The organism is Mycolicibacterium chubuense, assembly GCF_001044255.1.
Taxonomy (GTDB): domain Bacteria; phylum Actinomycetota; class Actinomycetes; order Mycobacteriales; family Mycobacteriaceae; genus Mycobacterium; species Mycobacterium chubuense.
Window position 1 is genome coordinate 152,666 of the sequence record NZ_JYNX01000036.1, and the last position, 15,262, is coordinate 167,927.

General features: G+C 69.6%; 14 protein-coding genes and 1 pseudogene. 7 read left to right on the forward strand and 8 right to left on the reverse strand.

Features of this window, described 5'->3' with window-relative positions; all coding sequences use genetic code 11:
- Window positions 1-96: 96 nt before the first annotated feature.
- Genes MCHUDSM44219_RS14040 through MCHUDSM44219_RS14055 form a run of 4 tightly spaced genes read right to left on the reverse strand, consistent with a single transcriptional unit; the run spans window position 97 to window position 3,937 of the window.
- On the reverse strand, window positions 97-753 hold the full coding sequence (locus MCHUDSM44219_RS14040; protein WP_048418853.1) for a GntR family transcriptional regulator: 657 nt from the start codon (window positions 751-753) through the stop codon (window positions 97-99).
- Between the two features lie 42 nt (window positions 754-795).
- A complete protein-coding gene (locus MCHUDSM44219_RS14045; RefSeq protein WP_048418854.1) occupies window positions 796-1,779 on the reverse strand; it encodes a transketolase family protein in 984 nt (327 codons plus the stop codon).
- Complete coding sequence (locus MCHUDSM44219_RS14050; RefSeq protein WP_048418855.1) at window positions 1,776-2,603, reverse strand: transketolase; 828 nt, start codon at window positions 2,601-2,603, stop codon at window positions 1,776-1,778. The genes MCHUDSM44219_RS14045 and MCHUDSM44219_RS14050 overlap by 4 nt, the downstream gene beginning before the upstream one ends.
- Window positions 2,603-3,937: an MFS transporter gene (locus tag MCHUDSM44219_RS14055; RefSeq protein WP_048418946.1), complete on the reverse strand. Its 1,335-nt coding sequence runs from the start codon at window positions 3,935-3,937 to the stop codon at window positions 2,603-2,605. Before MCHUDSM44219_RS14055 ends, MCHUDSM44219_RS14050 begins: the two co-directional genes overlap by 1 nt.
- A 225-nt stretch (window positions 3,938-4,162) precedes the next feature.
- Here MCHUDSM44219_RS14055 and MCHUDSM44219_RS28925 point away from each other — a divergent pair.
- The 4 genes and pseudogenes from MCHUDSM44219_RS28925 to MCHUDSM44219_RS14070 form a co-directional block, all read left to right on the forward strand.
- Window positions 4,163-4,279 (forward strand): annotated as a pseudogene (locus MCHUDSM44219_RS28925) (DUF3040 domain-containing protein); the annotation flags it as partial.
- A gap of 29 nt (window positions 4,280-4,308) precedes the next feature.
- On the forward strand, window positions 4,309-4,998 hold the full coding sequence (locus tag MCHUDSM44219_RS14060; RefSeq protein WP_330218624.1) for a sugar phosphate isomerase/epimerase family protein: 690 nt from the start codon (window positions 4,309-4,311) through the stop codon (window positions 4,996-4,998).
- Between the two features lie 12 nt (window positions 4,999-5,010).
- On the forward strand, window positions 5,011-5,772 hold the full coding sequence (locus MCHUDSM44219_RS14065) for an SDR family NAD(P)-dependent oxidoreductase (RefSeq protein WP_048418857.1): 762 nt from the start codon (window positions 5,011-5,013) through the stop codon (window positions 5,770-5,772).
- Between the two features lie 10 nt (window positions 5,773-5,782).
- Complete coding sequence (locus MCHUDSM44219_RS14070) at window positions 5,783-7,072, forward strand: uracil-xanthine permease family protein (RefSeq protein ID WP_048418858.1); 1,290 nt, start codon at window positions 5,783-5,785, stop codon at window positions 7,070-7,072.
- Here MCHUDSM44219_RS14070 and MCHUDSM44219_RS14075 read toward each other — a convergent pair.
- The gene (locus MCHUDSM44219_RS14075) at window positions 7,014-8,189 is read right to left on the reverse strand and encodes an acyl-CoA dehydrogenase family protein (protein WP_048418859.1); all 1,176 of its coding nucleotides are present in this window, start codon (window positions 8,187-8,189) and stop codon (window positions 7,014-7,016) included. The two genes, MCHUDSM44219_RS14070 and MCHUDSM44219_RS14075, sit on opposite strands and share 59 nt — an antisense overlap.
- Window positions 8,190-8,243: 54 nt before the next feature.
- On the opposite strand from MCHUDSM44219_RS14075, the gene MCHUDSM44219_RS14080 reads away from it, so the two are divergent.
- Both MCHUDSM44219_RS14080 and MCHUDSM44219_RS14085 read left to right on the forward strand, forming a co-directional pair.
- Window positions 8,244-9,455, forward strand: a complete 1,212-nt coding sequence (locus MCHUDSM44219_RS14080; protein ID WP_048418860.1) for an NAD(P)/FAD-dependent oxidoreductase — start codon at window positions 8,244-8,246, stop codon at window positions 9,453-9,455.
- A complete protein-coding gene (locus MCHUDSM44219_RS14085; RefSeq protein ID WP_048418861.1) occupies window positions 9,452-9,799 on the forward strand; it encodes a cupin domain-containing protein in 348 nt (115 codons plus the stop codon). Before MCHUDSM44219_RS14080 ends, MCHUDSM44219_RS14085 begins: the two co-directional genes overlap by 4 nt.
- On the opposite strand, the gene MCHUDSM44219_RS14090 is transcribed toward MCHUDSM44219_RS14085, so the two are convergent.
- Both MCHUDSM44219_RS14090 and MCHUDSM44219_RS14095 read right to left on the reverse strand, forming a co-directional pair.
- Window positions 9,784-11,793, reverse strand: a complete 2,010-nt coding sequence (locus MCHUDSM44219_RS14090) for an acetate--CoA ligase family protein (protein ID WP_048418947.1) — start codon at window positions 11,791-11,793, stop codon at window positions 9,784-9,786. The two genes, MCHUDSM44219_RS14085 and MCHUDSM44219_RS14090, sit on opposite strands and share 16 nt — an antisense overlap.
- A complete protein-coding gene (locus MCHUDSM44219_RS14095; RefSeq protein WP_048418862.1) occupies window positions 11,790-13,412 on the reverse strand; it encodes a phytoene desaturase family protein in 1,623 nt (540 codons plus the stop codon). Before MCHUDSM44219_RS14095 ends, MCHUDSM44219_RS14090 begins: the two co-directional genes overlap by 4 nt.
- A gap of 97 nt (window positions 13,413-13,509) precedes the next feature.
- Between MCHUDSM44219_RS14095 and MCHUDSM44219_RS14100 the strand changes: the two genes are divergently transcribed.
- On the forward strand, window positions 13,510-14,133 hold the full coding sequence (locus MCHUDSM44219_RS14100; RefSeq protein ID WP_048418863.1) for a TetR/AcrR family transcriptional regulator: 624 nt from the start codon (window positions 13,510-13,512) through the stop codon (window positions 14,131-14,133).
- On the opposite strand, the gene MCHUDSM44219_RS14105 is transcribed toward MCHUDSM44219_RS14100, so the two are convergent.
- Window positions 14,120-15,259, reverse strand: coding sequence for an ABC transporter ATP-binding protein (locus MCHUDSM44219_RS14105; RefSeq protein WP_048418864.1), 1,140 nt, complete (start codon window positions 15,257-15,259; stop codon window positions 14,120-14,122). The two genes, MCHUDSM44219_RS14100 and MCHUDSM44219_RS14105, sit on opposite strands and share 14 nt — an antisense overlap.
- Between the last annotated feature and the right edge of the window lie 3 nt (window positions 15,260-15,262).

Consider the following 15,262-nt stretch of genomic DNA (forward strand, 5'->3'; position numbering starts at 1 on the left):
CCCCGACTCCGCGGGAGCCGCGACACACAAGGCCCAGCATGTGGCCTGTATCTCACCTCGGCGCCCGCCCCTGAGTTGTCTTGACGGGGGCGCTTCTCAGACGAGATTGGCGGCCGCACCGGCCATGTGCTCGCGCACCGTGGCCGCCGCGGCGGTGCCGTCGCCGGCCTCGATGGCGTCGACGATCGCGAGATGACGGTGGACGTCCATGTTCTTCAGCGCCCGGTCCACCCCGGCGAACATGATGGACATCCGGATGCTGCCTTCCAGCGACGACCAGGAGTGCACCAGTGTCTCGTTGCCCGTCAGCTGGCACATGGTCCGGTGGAATCTCAGGTCGGCCTCGATGCGGTCCTCCAGGTTGGAGGCCGACCACCGATCCATGTCCTCGACGGCACGGCGCAGCACCTGCGCGGTCTCCGCGCGGTCGGACCGCGCGGCCAGCAGGGTGGCGGCCAGCGATTCCAGCGCCGCCCGGACGTCGAAGATGTCGGTGATCTCCTTCGCGTCGAGGTGACGCACCGACAGTCGGCCCCGAGCGCCCGCCGAGATGAGCCCCTCCTGCTGGAGCTGACGCATCGCCTCCCGCAGCGTGCCCCGGCTGATCTGCAGTGCTTCGGAGAGTTCGGTCTCCACGAGGTGGGTGCCGGGCGTCAGCGCGCCGGTGGTGATGGCCCGTCGCAGCGCGGTCAGCGCCTGCTCCCGGAGGCTGGTCTTCTCCAGCCGCAGCAGCGACGTCGACTCGACCGACATGAAGGGCTCCCTGACTGTCAACATTTGGCTGTCGACATCAGCCTACAGTCGCTCCAGCACGGTCGCGACGATCCGCGCCGTCGACAGGCCGTAGCGCTCGTGCAGCGTGGGCAGCGCTCCGGCGGCGAGGAACTCGTCGGGCAGGCCGATCGGGGTGATCTGTGTGCCGATGCCCCGCCGCACCGCCGCCCCGGCCACCGTCTCGAAGAGACCGCCGACCACGGTGTGGTTCTCACAGGTGAGCACCAGCCGGTCCGAGTCGACCTGCGCGAGAACGGTTTCCGCGTCGAACGGCTTGATGGTCGGCGTGTGCACCACGGCGACGTCCACATGGTGGTCCGCCAGTTGCTCGGCCGCCTGCAGCGCCCGCATTGTCATCAGCCCCGACGAGATCAACACGACGTCCGCCCCGCCGCGCAGCACCTTCGCCTTACCCAGCTCGAAGCGGTAGTCGTACTCGTCAAGGACACAGGGCACCTGTCCTCTCAGCAACCGCAGGTACGTGGGGCCCGGGTGCTCGGCCAACTGCGGCACGGCCTGCTCGATGTCGACCGAATCGCACGGATCCACGATCGTCAGGTTCGGCATGCCCCGAAAAATTGCGACGTCCTCGGTCGCCTGGTGCGACGGACCGTATCCGGTGGTGAGGCCGGGCAGCCCGCCGACGACGTTGACGTTGAGGTTCGGCTCGGCGATGTCGAGGCAGATGAAGTCGTAGGCGCGCCGCGCCGCGAACACCGAGTAGGTCGACGCGAACGGCACCAGCCCGGTTTCGGCCATGCCCGCGGCGGCGCCGAACAGCAGCTGCTCGGCCATGCCCATCTGGAAGAAGCGGTCAGGGAAGGCCTGGGCGAAAATGTGCATGTCGGTGTACTTGCCGAGGTCGGCGGTCAGCCCGACGATGCGGTCGTCGCGCCGGGCGGCCTCGACCAGTGCGTGCCCGAACGGAGCCGGCGTCGTCTTCTGACCCGGATCGGCGAACGACGCGATCATCGCCGAGGTCTTGAGCTTGGTTCCAGAGGTCATGCCGGTACTCCTCGATAGCCTTCGGTCAGCTGGTCGCGGCAGATCTGCCACTCGTCCGCGTCGATGCGCATGAAGTGCGCCTTCTCCCGCTGTTCGAGCATCGGCACGCCGCGGCCGATTGTGGTGTCGCACAGGATGACCGAGGGCTGCTCGGTGCTGATCCCGTCGAACGCGGCCAGGAGGGCGTCGACATCGTTGCCGTCCACCCGCTGCACGTGCCACCCGCAGGCGGCCCACTTGTCGACCACGGGTTCGGTCCGCAGCACGCCGACCGTGGGACCGTCGGCCTGCAGCGCGTTGATGTCCACCATCGCGACCAGGTTCCCCAGCCGATGATGCGACGCGCCCATCGCGGCCTCCCACGTCGAGCCCTCGTCGAGCTCGCCGTCGGACAGAAAATTGATCACCCGGGCCTGCGACCCTTGGTGGCGCAGACCCAGGGCCATGCCCACCGCGACCGTGAGGCCGTGCCCGAGCGACCCGCCGGAGATCTCCATCCCCGGTGTGTAGCTTGCCATTCCGGACATCGGCAGCCGGGAGTCGTCCGAGCCGTAGCTGTCGAGCTCGTCGGCGCCGATGATGCCGGCCTCGGCGAGTGCGGCGTAGAGGCCGATCGCATAGTGGCCCGTCGAGAGCAGGAACCGGTCGCGACCCTCCCAGTGCGGATCCTCGGCACGGTAGGTGAGCTGGTCGACGTACACGGCGGCGAGCATGTCGGCGGCCCCGAGGGCCTGACCGACGTAGCCCTGGCCCTGCGCCTCGCCCATGTCGAGCACGTGGTGACGCATCCGGTAGGCAGCGTCACGCACCCGTTGCGCGCGCATCAGCCGGCCAGCGCGTGGGACTGGCGGGCGGCGATGTCGGCGGCCTTACGCTCGGCCGGTCCCCAGGTCTCGCGGGTGGCCAGCGCGGCCCACAACCCGATCGCGGCGTAGCCGGAGAACAGCAGCGCCGGCCCCACCCAGCCGAATCCCTCGTAGAGCAGCGTGGTGATGAACGGGGTGAAGCCGGACACCATCGCCGAGATCTGGTAGGCCAGTGAGGCTCCCGAGGCGCGGGTGTTGGCGGTGAACAGCTCGGGGAACCATGCGCCCTGCGCTCCCGCCAGCGCATTCTGGCAGACGCCGTAGGCGATGACGAAGGTCGCGACGATGAGCACCATCAGCCCGGTGTTGACGAGCAGGAACATCAGCACGCCGAACGGAATTCCGAACGCGCACACAGCGATGTACACGGGCCGCCGCCCCACTCTGTCGGTGAGCCGGGCCCATGCCATCGTGGCGAAGATGCCGAGGAACGACGCGATGCACAGCGCCACCAGGGTCTCGGTCTTGGTGGCCAGCTCCGCGCTCTTGAGGTAGCTGATCATGTAGGTGATGGAGACCGCGTATCCGGCGGTCTCGGCGATGCGAAGGCCTATGCCGCGCACGATGTTTCGCCAGTCCTTCTTGACGACCTCGACGATCGGCGCCTTGACGATGGCCCCCTTGTCCTTCACGTTCTCGAAGACCGGGGACTCGGGAACCTTGGCACGGATGATCAGGCCCACGATGACGAGCACGATGCTGGCCAGGAACGGCACCCGCCATGCCCAGTCGCCGCCGAGGTGGACACTGACCAGGAACACCAGGTTGGCCAGCAGCAGGCCCACCGGGAAGCCCGCCTGCACCATGCCGGTGTAGCGGCCCTTCTGCTTCCACGGGGCGTGCTCGTAGCTCATCAGGATCGCGCCGCCCCATTCGGCGCCGAACGCCAGGCCCTGGATGATGCGCACGGTGACCAGCAGGATCGGCGCCAGCACCCCGACCGCGGCGTAGGTGGGCAGCAGGCCGATCGCGAACGTCGCCAGTCCCATCACGATCAGCGAGGCGACCAGCACCGGCTTGCGGCCGACCTTGTCGCCGAGATGCCCGCCGATGATGCCGCCGAGCGGGCGGGCGGCGAACCCGACGCCGAGGGTCGCGAAGGCGGCCAGCGTGCCGGCGACCGGGCTGGAGTTCGGGAAGAACGCGTGGCCGAAGTACAGCGCGGCGGCGGTACCGAACCCGATGAAGTCGTAGGTCTCGATGACCGCGCCCACCCCGGAACCGATCGCGACCCGCTTGGCGTCCGGTGTGCCGTGCACCGGGCCCCGCATCGTCAGAGCGTCATCGCTCATGATGGCCATCCTTTCAAAGATCTGCGTCACTGTCGACGGTCAACAGTGGCCTAGGTCACCCAGTGTGAGCACCCGCGCACTCCAATGTCAACAGTCAACACAAGGTGGCGGTCGGTAGTTGACTGTCAACAGTCGACTGCGCTACTGTGGCCGTCATCACAGGAGGTNGGGGCCACGCCTGACGTTGAACGACTGCGACGCCCCCACGGCAAGAGGGAGGGACGAATGCCACTCTCCGATCATGAGCAGCGCATGCTAGACCAGATCGAGAGCGCGCTCTATGCCGAGGACCCCAAATTCGCGTCGAGCGTTCGAGGCGGAACTCTGCGGGCGCCCTCGACCTCGGCGCCCTGCCCGGCGTGTGCGACCACGTGCCCTACGTTCTGGACGACGATGCCGTCCGCACTGTCGCGGCCGCCGTGTCCGGCTCCGGCGTGCGGGTCCGCTCGATCAACGGCGACATCGGCGACCTGAACGCGCCCCTGACCCCCGACGAGACGGCGGCGCGCCGCCGGCACCTCGACATGCTCGTCGCGCTGGCCGCCGCCACCGGGGCGCGCGCGCTCGTGCTGCCCTGCGGGGGTCTGGACCACGAACCGGTCGCGTCACTGGACGACGACCTCGACCGGGTGGCTGACGAGCTCATCGCCGCCGCGCACGTGGCCGCCGCCGCGCGCGTCGAATTGTGGACCGAGTCGCTGCACTTCTACCGGCTGTGCTTCGACATCGACCGCGCGCAGGCGCTCACGAGCAGGTTCGGCGCCGAGGTGGGCATCGTCATGGACTTCAGTCACATCGTCGCCTCCGGCGGTGACCCGCTCGACTACGTCGCCCGCTTCGGCCCGCGCATCGCCCACGTCCACATCCGCGACGCGGTGCCCGGGAACATCAACCTCTCCGTCGGCAACGGCGCCGTGGACTTCGGCCGCGGCCTCAAGGCGCTGGCCGACGCCGGCTATCACGGCCACTTCTCGCTGGAACTCGAGACCCGGGACATCGGCGACGACCACCGACCCGAGGCGACGGCCGCTGCCGCGCACCTGATTTCCGAACTGATCTAGGAGACACCTGACATGAGAACCGCAGTGATCACCGGCGCCACCTCCGAGCGCGGCATCGGCATGACCGTCGCGCAGCGTTATGCCCGCGAGGGCTGGGCCGTCGTCATCCTCGACCTCGACGGCGAGAGGTCGGCCAAGGTGGCCGCCGACATCGGCAACCAGTACGCGGTGCCCGCCTTCGGGTGCGCGATCGACGTCACCTCCGAGGAGTCGGTGGACGCCGCCCACGAGGCGGTCGCCGCCGAGGTGGCGTCGGGCAACCTGCCGCCCGTCGGCGCTCTCGCCAACATCGCGGGGATCACCTCCCCCGTCCCGTTCCTGGAGACCACGCTCGAGCTGTGGAACACCGTGATGGCCGTCAACGCCACCGGTACCTACCTGGTGACCCGCGCGTTCCTGCCGGACATGATCGCCCACGGCTGGGGCCGCATCGTGAACATGTCCTCGGTGTCCGCACAGCGCGGCGGCGGGGTGTTCGGCAAGGTGCCCTACTCGTCGGCCAAGGCCGCGATCCTCGGCTTCACCAAGGCGCTGGCCCGCGAGATCGCCGACACCGGCGTCACCGTCAACGCGGTCACCCCGGGTGCGGTCGACACCAACATCCGGGTCGGCTCCACCGACGAGCAGGAGGCCAAACTGGCCGCCGACATCCCCGTCGGCCGGACCGCGACCACCGAGGAGGTCGCCGCGGTGATCACCTTCCTGTCCGGTGACGACGCGAGCTACCTCACCGGGACCACCGTTGACATCAACGGAGGCAGCCACATTCACTAGAGTCTCGCAGATGCCCGTCACCTGGAAACGTGTCGACTCGCACGCCGATCCCGACGCCGTCGTCGCACCCGACGAACGGCTGAGCTGGCCCCGCACCATCGGGCTGGGCGCCCAGCACGTCGTCGCGATGTTCGGCGCCACCTTCCTGGTGCCGGTCCTGACCGGGTTCCCGCCCGCCACCACGCTGCTGTTCTCCGGTGTCGGCACGCTGCTGTTCCTGCTGATCACCGGCAACCGGCTTCCCAGCTACCTGGGGTCGAGCTTCTCGGTGATCGCGCCCATCACCGCGGCGGTCGCCTCGGACGGGGCGGGCAGCGCGCTGGGCGGCATCATCGCCGTCGGGGTGCTGCTGATCCTCGTCGGCGTCGTCGTGCACGTCGCGGGCACCCGCTGGATCGACCTGACCCTGCCGCCCGTCGTGACGGGCGCGATCGTCGCGCTGATCGGGCTGAACCTGGCGCCAGTGGCCAAGACGAACTTCGAGAAGGGCCCGGTGCTGGGCCTGGTCACCCTGGTGCTGCTGGTGGCGGTGCTGGCCTTCTTCCGCGGCATGATCGGCCGGCTGGCCATCTTCCTCGCGGTCGCTGCGGGTTACGTGCTGGCGCTGGTGCTCGGCGACGTCGACACCTCGGGCATCGCGGCCGCCCCGTGGATCGGGCTGCCGGAGTTCCAGGCCCCGACGTTCTCGCTGTCGGTGCTGCCGCTGTTCCTGCCCGCCGTGGTGGCGCTGATCGCCGAGAACATCGGCCACGTCAAGTCGGTGGGGCAGATGACCCAGCGCGACATGGACCCGCTGATGGGCCGCGCGCTGGCGGCCGACGGCGTCGCGACGACACTGGCCGGGTTCGGCGGCGGCTCGGCCACCACCACCTACGCCGAGAACATCGGGGTGATGGCGGCCACGCGGGTGTACTCGACGGCGCCGTACTGGGTCGCGGCGGCCGTCGCGATCCTGTTGTCGTTGTGCCCCAAGGTCGGCGCCGCGATCTCGGCGATCCCGCCCGGCGTGCTCGGCGGGGCGACGGTCGTGCTGTACGGACTGGTCGGCATCCTCGGCGTGCGGATCTGGCTGACCAACCACGTCGACTTCTCCCAGCCGGTCAACCAGATGACCGCGGCCATCCCGTTGGTCATCGGTATCGCCGACTTCACGTGGACCGCAGGCGATCTCCAGTTCACCGGGATCGCGCTCGGATCGATCGCCGCGCTGGTGATCTATCACGGCATGCGGCTGCTCGGCTTCAGACCGGATCGAGCAACGCGGCCGGACCCCGATTCATCAGTTGACGCCCCACGATGAGGCGCTGAATCTCGCTGGCGCCCTCCCAGATCCGCTCCACCCGCAGCTCCCGAAACAGCCGCTCGGCGACGTTCTCCCGCATGTAGCCGCGGCCGCCGAAGATCTGCACCGCCCGGTCGGCCGCCCGGCCCGCCATCTCCGAGCAGTACAGCTTGGCCATCGACGCCTGACCGTGCAGCGTCTTGCGATCATGGCCGGCGTCGATGGCCCGGGCCACCTCGTAGAGCATCGTGCGCGCGGCGAACAGTTCGGTGGCGCTGTCGGCGAGCATGCCCGCGACGAGTTGGTGCTCACCCAGCGGTCGGCCGCCCACCATGCGCTCCTGCGCGAACACGGTGACCTCGTCGAGCAGACGCTGCGCCGCGCCGACGCATCGCGCGGCGACCATCATCCGTTCGAAGCGGAACCAGTCCTGCGTGAAGGTCATCGGGCCGCCCTCGGTTCCCACGAGGTTGTCCACCGGCACCCGCACCTCCCGGAACGCGACGATCGGGTGCTCGTCGGCGATGTTGTGCGAATACTTGGGCGAGCGAACGACTTCCACCCCCGGCCAGGGCAGGTCGACCACGAGCAGCACGTGGTCGCCTGCATGCGGGCCGTCGGGCAGCACCGCCTCGACGAAGACGTAGTCGGCGAGGTTGTACGAGGTGACGTGCCACTTCACCCCGTCGATCACGTACTCGTCGCCGTCCCGGCGCGCGGTGGTCTGCAGCGCCGAGGTGTCCGAGCCGGCGAACTCCTCGGTGATCGCGTACGCCTCGTGCTTTTCACCGCGCACGGTCGGCAGCAGCCAGCGCTGCATCTGGTACTCGGTCGCGACGTCGGGCCACCACTGCGGTGGGGTCGCCATCACCCAGCCCAGCCCGTTGGTGACCCGGCCGCACTGTTCCTGCACCAGGATCTGCTGCAGCGCCGTGCATCCCGCGCCGCCCACCGAGGCCGGCATGTTGGTCGCGTACAGCCCCCTGGCCAGTGCGCGCGCCCGGTGCTCGGCGGTGACCTCCTTGGGCAGCATGCCGCCCGCGAGCTCGGCCTCCACCTCGTGGGGCATCAGCGATTCGACGAACTCGCGGGCCGTGTCGCGGATGCGCAGATCCTCGTCGGTCAACCCGTACATCCGGCCCGCCTCTCCTCTTGACTGAGCGTTCAGTCTATGTCAGCGTTCCGTACTATGACCAGCTTCGGAAGCGCGGACGTCGTGGTGGTCGGCGGTGGCACGGTTGGGGCGTGGACGGCCGTCCTGCTCGCCGAGAACAGCGATCTCGACGTCGTGCTGCTCGAGGCGCGGACGCTTGGTGACGGCGCCAGCAGCCGCGCGGCGGGCATGGTGCGTGCACAGGGCGGCACCGAGACCGCGATCCGACTGGGCCTGCGCACCCAGGAGTTCTATGCCGCGAGCGGCGACCGGTTCCCCCTCGACTGCGGCTTCGTCGCCCAGGGCTACCTGATGCCGTGTTTCAGCGACGCCGACGTCGCGGCCGCACACGATCGGATCGCCCTGCAGCGCTCCCTCGGACTCGACGTGGAATGGCTCTCGAGCGACGATATCGACAGTCGCGGAACAGGTCTCGCCCCCGGGGTGACACGCGGTGCGTCGTACGCCCCCGGCGACGGCTACATCGACGCCCCACGCAACGTGCTGGCCTACACCGCCGCGCTGACCGCCTGCGGCGTCGACGTCCGCGAACGCTGCGCGTTCACCGGCCTGCGAGTCTCCGCCGGCCGGGTCGTCGGGGTGGACACCTCGGACGGGCCGATCGACACCGCCCGGGTGGTGCTGACGGGCGGTCCGCAACTCGCCGACGTCGGGGCGCGGGCCGGCGCCCGGATCCCCGCCGGCGGTACCCGGCACCAGGTGGTCGTCACGTCACCGTTGCCGGACGTCGACGTGGACACGCTGCCGATGGTGTTCGACGTGACCTCCGGCATCTACTGGCGACCCGGCGAGGCCGGCGGATTGCTCTGGGGGATGAGCAACCCCGACGAACCACCGGGTGTCGCGACGTCGTTCGACAACGCCTACTACCACACCGCGCTGGCCCGTCTCGAGACGTTGTTCCCCGCAGCGGCGGGGGTGGGCCTGCGTCGGACGTGGGCCGCCACGATCGACTACACCGCCGACCACCTCCCGATCCTCGGGCCGTTGCTCACCGACGACGGACCGGTGGACGGCACCGTGGTCGCGAGCGCTGCCGGCCACGGCATGATGTGGGGCCCGGCCGTCGCGCAGGTGGCGGCGGATCTCGCGCGGGACGGCGCGTGCACTTGGCTCGATCTGACCGATCTGGGGCTTGACCGCTTCGACGCGGACGGACACAGTCGGGTGGCGCCCGAACCGATCTCCCTGCCCTTCCCCGAGACCACGGAGGCTCTTGCCCGATGACGAACGCCATCCTGACCTCGCTGCTGCCCGGCGCCGCCGACGCCGAACTCGAGGACTGGGGTCCGCTGGCCGAGGCCACCGAAGGTCCGATGACGGTGCACGGCGTCGAACTGTGGGTCGAAGGTGCGCAATCGGCAGGCATCTGGCAGTGCAGCCCCGGCCCGTCGTACTGGCGCCAGGACGAGAACGAGGTGATCTACGTGCTGTCGGGCCGGATGACCGTCACCCCCGACGGCGGTGAGCCGCTCGAGGTCGGCGCCGGGGACATCGCGGTGTTCCCCCTCGGCTGGACGGGCACCTGGGTGATCCACGAAACCCTTCGCAAGGTCTACGTGGTGTTCTGATCCCCGCGCTCGACGGTGAGCACGTCGACCGCGATCGCCCCGCCGGGCGACACGATCACCGGGTTCGCCTCCACGGCGGCGTAGCGGTCCGCGAGGTCGACGGCCATCTGACCGAAGCCGACGACCACGTCGGCCAGCGCGTCGACATCGGCGGGCGGTGCGCCGCGCCAGCCGTCGAGAAGCGGGCGAATCCGCAACGCCGCCAGCAGTTCCCGCGCACGATCTCGCGACAGCGGCGGGCAGGCGAGCACCCGGTCGGCGAGCAATTCGACCAGCGTGCCGCCGGCGGCGACGACCACCAGCGGCCCGAACGCCGGGTCACAGACGAAGCCGACCGACACCTCCACCCCCGGGGCCGCCATCGCCGACACCGTCACCGCGGGTCCCAGCCGGGCGAGGTCGCCATAGGCTTCGCGTAGGGCCGACTCGTCGGCGATGCCGAGACGCACTCCCCCGACATCGCTCTTGTGCTGCACAGCAGCGGTTTTCGCCACCACCGGGTAGCCGATCTGTGCGGCCGCCTCACAGGCGGACTCCACGCTGTCGATCGTGCGGGTCGGGACCACCGGGATGCCGTAGTGGCCCAGCAGGTCGAACCCCGTCGCCGCCGTCGGCCCCGGCCCGGCGGTCGGTGCGCGATCGATCGGCCGCGGCCACGCCGCCAGGTGACCCATCGCCGCCAGGCCGCTGCGCAGTCCCTCCAGAACGGGAATACCGTTGTCACGCAATTGTTGCGCGGTGGGCCGGTCGATCGCCGAGGCGACCGAGGCGAGCACCGCCAGCGGCGCATCGGTCTGCTTGGCTACGTCGGTCACGGCGTCGGCGTAGGCCGTGTCACCGTCGAACTCGGTGACCAGATCCACCGCCAGCGCGGTGACCGCCACCGTGGGATCCTCGGCAATCGCACGCAGACACCCCCCGAACAGGTTGCGGGTGTCGGCCCCGGTGCCCCAGACGTCGAGCGGATTGGTCGGCGTCAGCCCGTCGTCGAGCAGCGCGGCGACCGTCTCCGTCGTGTCGGGCGTCAACGCCGCGAAGTCCACCCCGAGATCGTCCGCGAGGTCGGCCGTGAGCGCCCGTTCGGCACCCGAATCGTGGACCGTCGCGATGCCGCCGCCCCGGGAGCGCCGGCCCGACGCGAAAAGCTCGATGGTGTCCGTGAACTCGGCCATGTCGGTGACGTGCACGGCACCGGTCGCGGTGCAGAACGCCTGCCATGCGGCGCGGCCGCCGGCGAGCGCTCCGGAGTGCGCGGCGACCATCGCGCTGCCTCGTGGTGAGCCGCCGATGGTCAGGATGATCACCGGGACATCGGCGTCGGCGGCACGCACCAGCGCCGCGCGCAGTCGGGGCACCGAGCGCGGCGTCTCCAGGAGCAGCGCGATGAGCCGGGTGCCGTCGTCGCGCAGCGCGTGATCGACGTAGTCGGCGGTATCGGTGACCAGTTCCTGCCCCGACGACACCGCGAGCCGGAAGCCGAATCCGCGACGGGCGCGCAGCAGAGTGGAGAACGCCGAGCCGGAGTGGGTGACCAGGCTGACCGGCCCGGGCGGCAACGGATCGGGCTCCAGATATCCGAGTGCCCGCACACCGTCAACGGAGTTCACGAACCCCATACATCCCGCTCCGCACACCGCCATTCCCGCGGCCCGCGCCACCTCGGCGACCTGCGCGCGCCGTCCGTGCGCGGAGCCGAACACGACCGCGGAGCGAGCCCCCGCGTCGGCGGCGGCGCTGAGCTGCTCGACGAGCACGGCGTCCGGGACGCCCAGCAGCACCAGATCGACAGGCTCGTCGAGGTCGGCCAGCGTTGGGGCGCAGCGGTGTTCGCCGATCCTGTCGTAGCGTGGGTTGACCAGGTGGACCCGCGCGCAGCCCCGGAAAGCCTCGGCCACCATCCGCGCACCGAAACTGTCGGGTCGCGGGCTGGCGCCGACCACCGCGATCGACCGGGCCCCCAGCATGGTGGCGACGGCCTCGGCGCGAGCACTCATCTCGACCTGAAGCGCTTCTTCTTCGTGTCCGCCAGCGCCGCCCGCGCGGCCTGCCAGCCCGGGATCCCGCACACGCCGCCGCCCGCGTGCGTTCCGGAGCTGCCGTTGTACAGCCCGGAGATCGGCGTGCGGTAGTCGGCATAGCCGGGGGCGGGCCGCATGTGAAACAGCTGCTCCAGGGAGAGCTCGCCGTGGAAGATGTTGCCGCCGATCAGCCCGTACTCCTGTTCCATCTCGTGCGGGCCGACGATGTCGCGGTGCAGGATCGAGGCCTTGAAGCCCGGGGCGACCTGGTCGTAGAGATCGATCAGCCGATCGGCGTACGCGTCGAGTTCCTGGGTGTGCGGCGCGTTCGCCCAGTCAGCGGGCACCCACTGGGTGAACAGCGACATGATATGCGTGCCATCGGGATTGAGCGTCGTGTCCAGTGTCGTCGGGATCACGCCGTCACTGAACGGCATCAGTGCGGGGCGTCCTGCCCGGGCGTCCTGGAACGCGGCCTCGATGTACTCCATCGTCGGCGCCATCTCGACCGAGCCGGTGTGATGCTCGGCCTGCCCGCTGCTGGGATCGGCGGTGAAGTTCGGAAGCTCACCCAGTGCCAGATTGATCTTCACCACGCCGCTGCGAGTCTTGAACCGCTCGATGTCCGTGACGAAGTCCTCGGGCAGCTCGGTGCGCGGAACATGCTCGAGGAAAGCCGTTTTCGGGTGCAGCGTGGTGACCACCAACGGCGCGGTGATCTCCTCGCCGCTGTCGAGGACGGCGCCGTGGACCGCGCCGCCGCGGACGAGCAGCCGTGCCACCCGGGCGCGGGTGCGGATCTCGGCGCCGAAGCTGCGCGCCGACGCCGCGATGGCTTCCGACACCGCACCCATCCCGCCCTCGGGGTAACCCCAGCTGCCGAGCTGACCGTCGCCGACGTCGCCGATCGAGTGGTGGGCCATCACGTATGCGGTGCCCGGCTCGTAGGGTCCGGCCCAGGTGCCGATCACGCCGTTGACGGCCAGCGCGCCCTTGATCTGGGGGGATTCGAACCAATCGTCGAGAAGGTCGGCGATGCTCATAGTCAACAGCCGGGTGACGTCGGCAGTGGTCCGCACGGTCAGCCCGCGCTGGCTCCACGCCAGCTTGGCCAGATCGAGCAGGTCGGACGGCCGGCGCGAGCCGATGGCAGGCGGCACCTGGGTGAGCAGGGGGCCCATCACATCGGCGATGCCCTCCAGCCACGCGTTCCATCTCGGCCACGCCTCGGCGTCCTTCTTCGACCACCTCGCCAGCTGCTCGTAGGTGCGCGCCGGGTCGTCCTCGTAGATCGTCAGCGAACCACCTTCGGGAAACGCCTGATAATAGGGACCCATCGGGTGCACCTTGTAACCATGGCGTTGCAACTGCAGTTCCCGCACGATCGTGGGCGGCATCAGGCTCATGACGTAGGACAGCCGCGTCACGCGCAAATGGGGAGCCTCCTCCCACGGTGCCTCCGTGGTGGCCGCGCCACCGAGCGAACCGCGCGACTCGAGCACCAGCGTGCGAGCCCCGGACCGGGCCAGATAGGCCGCCGACACCAAGCCGTTGTGACCGCCGCCGATCACGAGAGCGTCGTAGTTGTGGGACATCGATGACCTCTCCAGAGCATCCTGACTGACTGTTCAATCTAACGAAGTGTTAGCCTCCAGACAAGGGCTGCGCCGCACACGATGGGAGGATCACCGCATGGCAGAACCTGCGCCCGCGACCGAGCAGAACGAGGGTCGCCGGATCGAAATGCTCCGTGCGGCAGCCGAGCTGATCTGTGAGCGGGGCTTCGGCGACACCCGGATCGCCGACGTGGCCAAGCGCGCCGGCGTGAGTTCGGCGCTCGTCATCTACTACTTCGGCACCCGGGACCGGCTGCTCGTCGACGCGTTGCGCTTCTCCGAGGAATCTTTCTACGAGGCGGCGGAGAAGATGCTCGCCGAGGTGCCCTCGCTGCGCGACCGCCTGTCCCTGCTGATCCGGTGGACGTGTGTCCCCGGGACCGATGACGAGATCCCCGGCGCCTGGGGACTGTGGTTCGATCTGTGGGCACAGGCGTTCCGGCACAACGAGATCAAAGCCGGGCGGGTGGAACTCGACGCGCGATGGCGCACGATGATCGTCGACGCCGTGCGGTCCGGCGCCGATCGGGCCAGTGTCGATCCGCGGATGTTCGCCCTCGAGTTCGCCGCGCTGCTCGACGGGCTGTCGATCCAGGTCGCACTCGAGGACCCCGAGATCGATTCCGAGGTCGCCTACGACATCGCGATGCGCTTCGCCGAGCGGGAACTCAACCTCGAGCCCACCGCTAAGCGGGACTGAGAGCCGATACCGGGTCGACGACGGGGACCGCGGTGCTGCGCTGCAGCACGCGCACCGCGTCGTGGGTGCAGACACACGCCACCCGCTGTCCCGGCGCGTGGGTCACCGACGCGGGTCCGCTCCGATTGGGCACCTCGACGACGAGGTCGGACGCGGCGCCGACGTCGACGTGGACCTGAGTGCAGTTGCCCAGATAGACAACGTGTGTGACGGTTCCGGCGACGGCGTTGGTTCCCGGAGCCGCGGGAGTTTCGCTGTCCTGCAGCGTGATCCGTTCTGGCCGGATCACGACGGCGGCGGCGCCGAGGGCGGGACCGCCATCGGAGACCGGCGCGATCAACCGGGTGCCCAGCGCCGAGCACGTCACCGCGCCGCCGACCACGTCGACGATGTCGGCATCGAAGATGTTGGCGGCGCCCAGAAAGCCGGCCACGAATGTCGTTGCCGGTGCGGAGTAGATCTCCTGCGGCGCGCCGACCTGCTCGACCCGACCCTCGGCCAGCACCGCGATCTGGTCGCTCATGGTGAGCGCCTCTTCCTGATCATGGGTGACGTACACGAACGTGATCCCGACGTCGCGTTGCAGGGCCCGCAGTTCGAGCTGAAGTTGCTTGCGCAGCTTGGCATCCAGTGCGCCCAGCGGCTCGTCGAGCAGCAGCACGCGCGGCCGCAGGACCAGGGCGCGGGCCAGCGCCACGCGCTGCTGCTGACCGCCGGAGAGCTGCGCCGGCCTGCGGGTGGCGTAGGAGTCCATGCGCACCAACTCCAGCGCCTCGCCGACCCGGCGGGTGGTCTCCTCGCGGGAGACCTTCTGGTACTTCAGCCCGAACGCGACGTTGTCCCGGACGGTCATGAACGGAAACAGCGCATAGGTCTGGAACACCGTGTTGACCGGGCGCTTGTGCGGCGGATCGGCGGCCACGTCACGACCGTCGAGTTCGATGCGTCCCGAGTCCGGCTTCTCGAACCCGGCGATCATCCGCAGCGTGGTGGTCTTGCCGCACCCCGACGGTCCGAGCAGCGAGAAGAACTGTCCGGCGGGGATGTCCAGGTCGATCCCGTCGACGGCCGGCATCCCGGCGAACGACTTGGCGAGCTGGTGCAGCCGGATCGCGCCGCCGGTCATCAG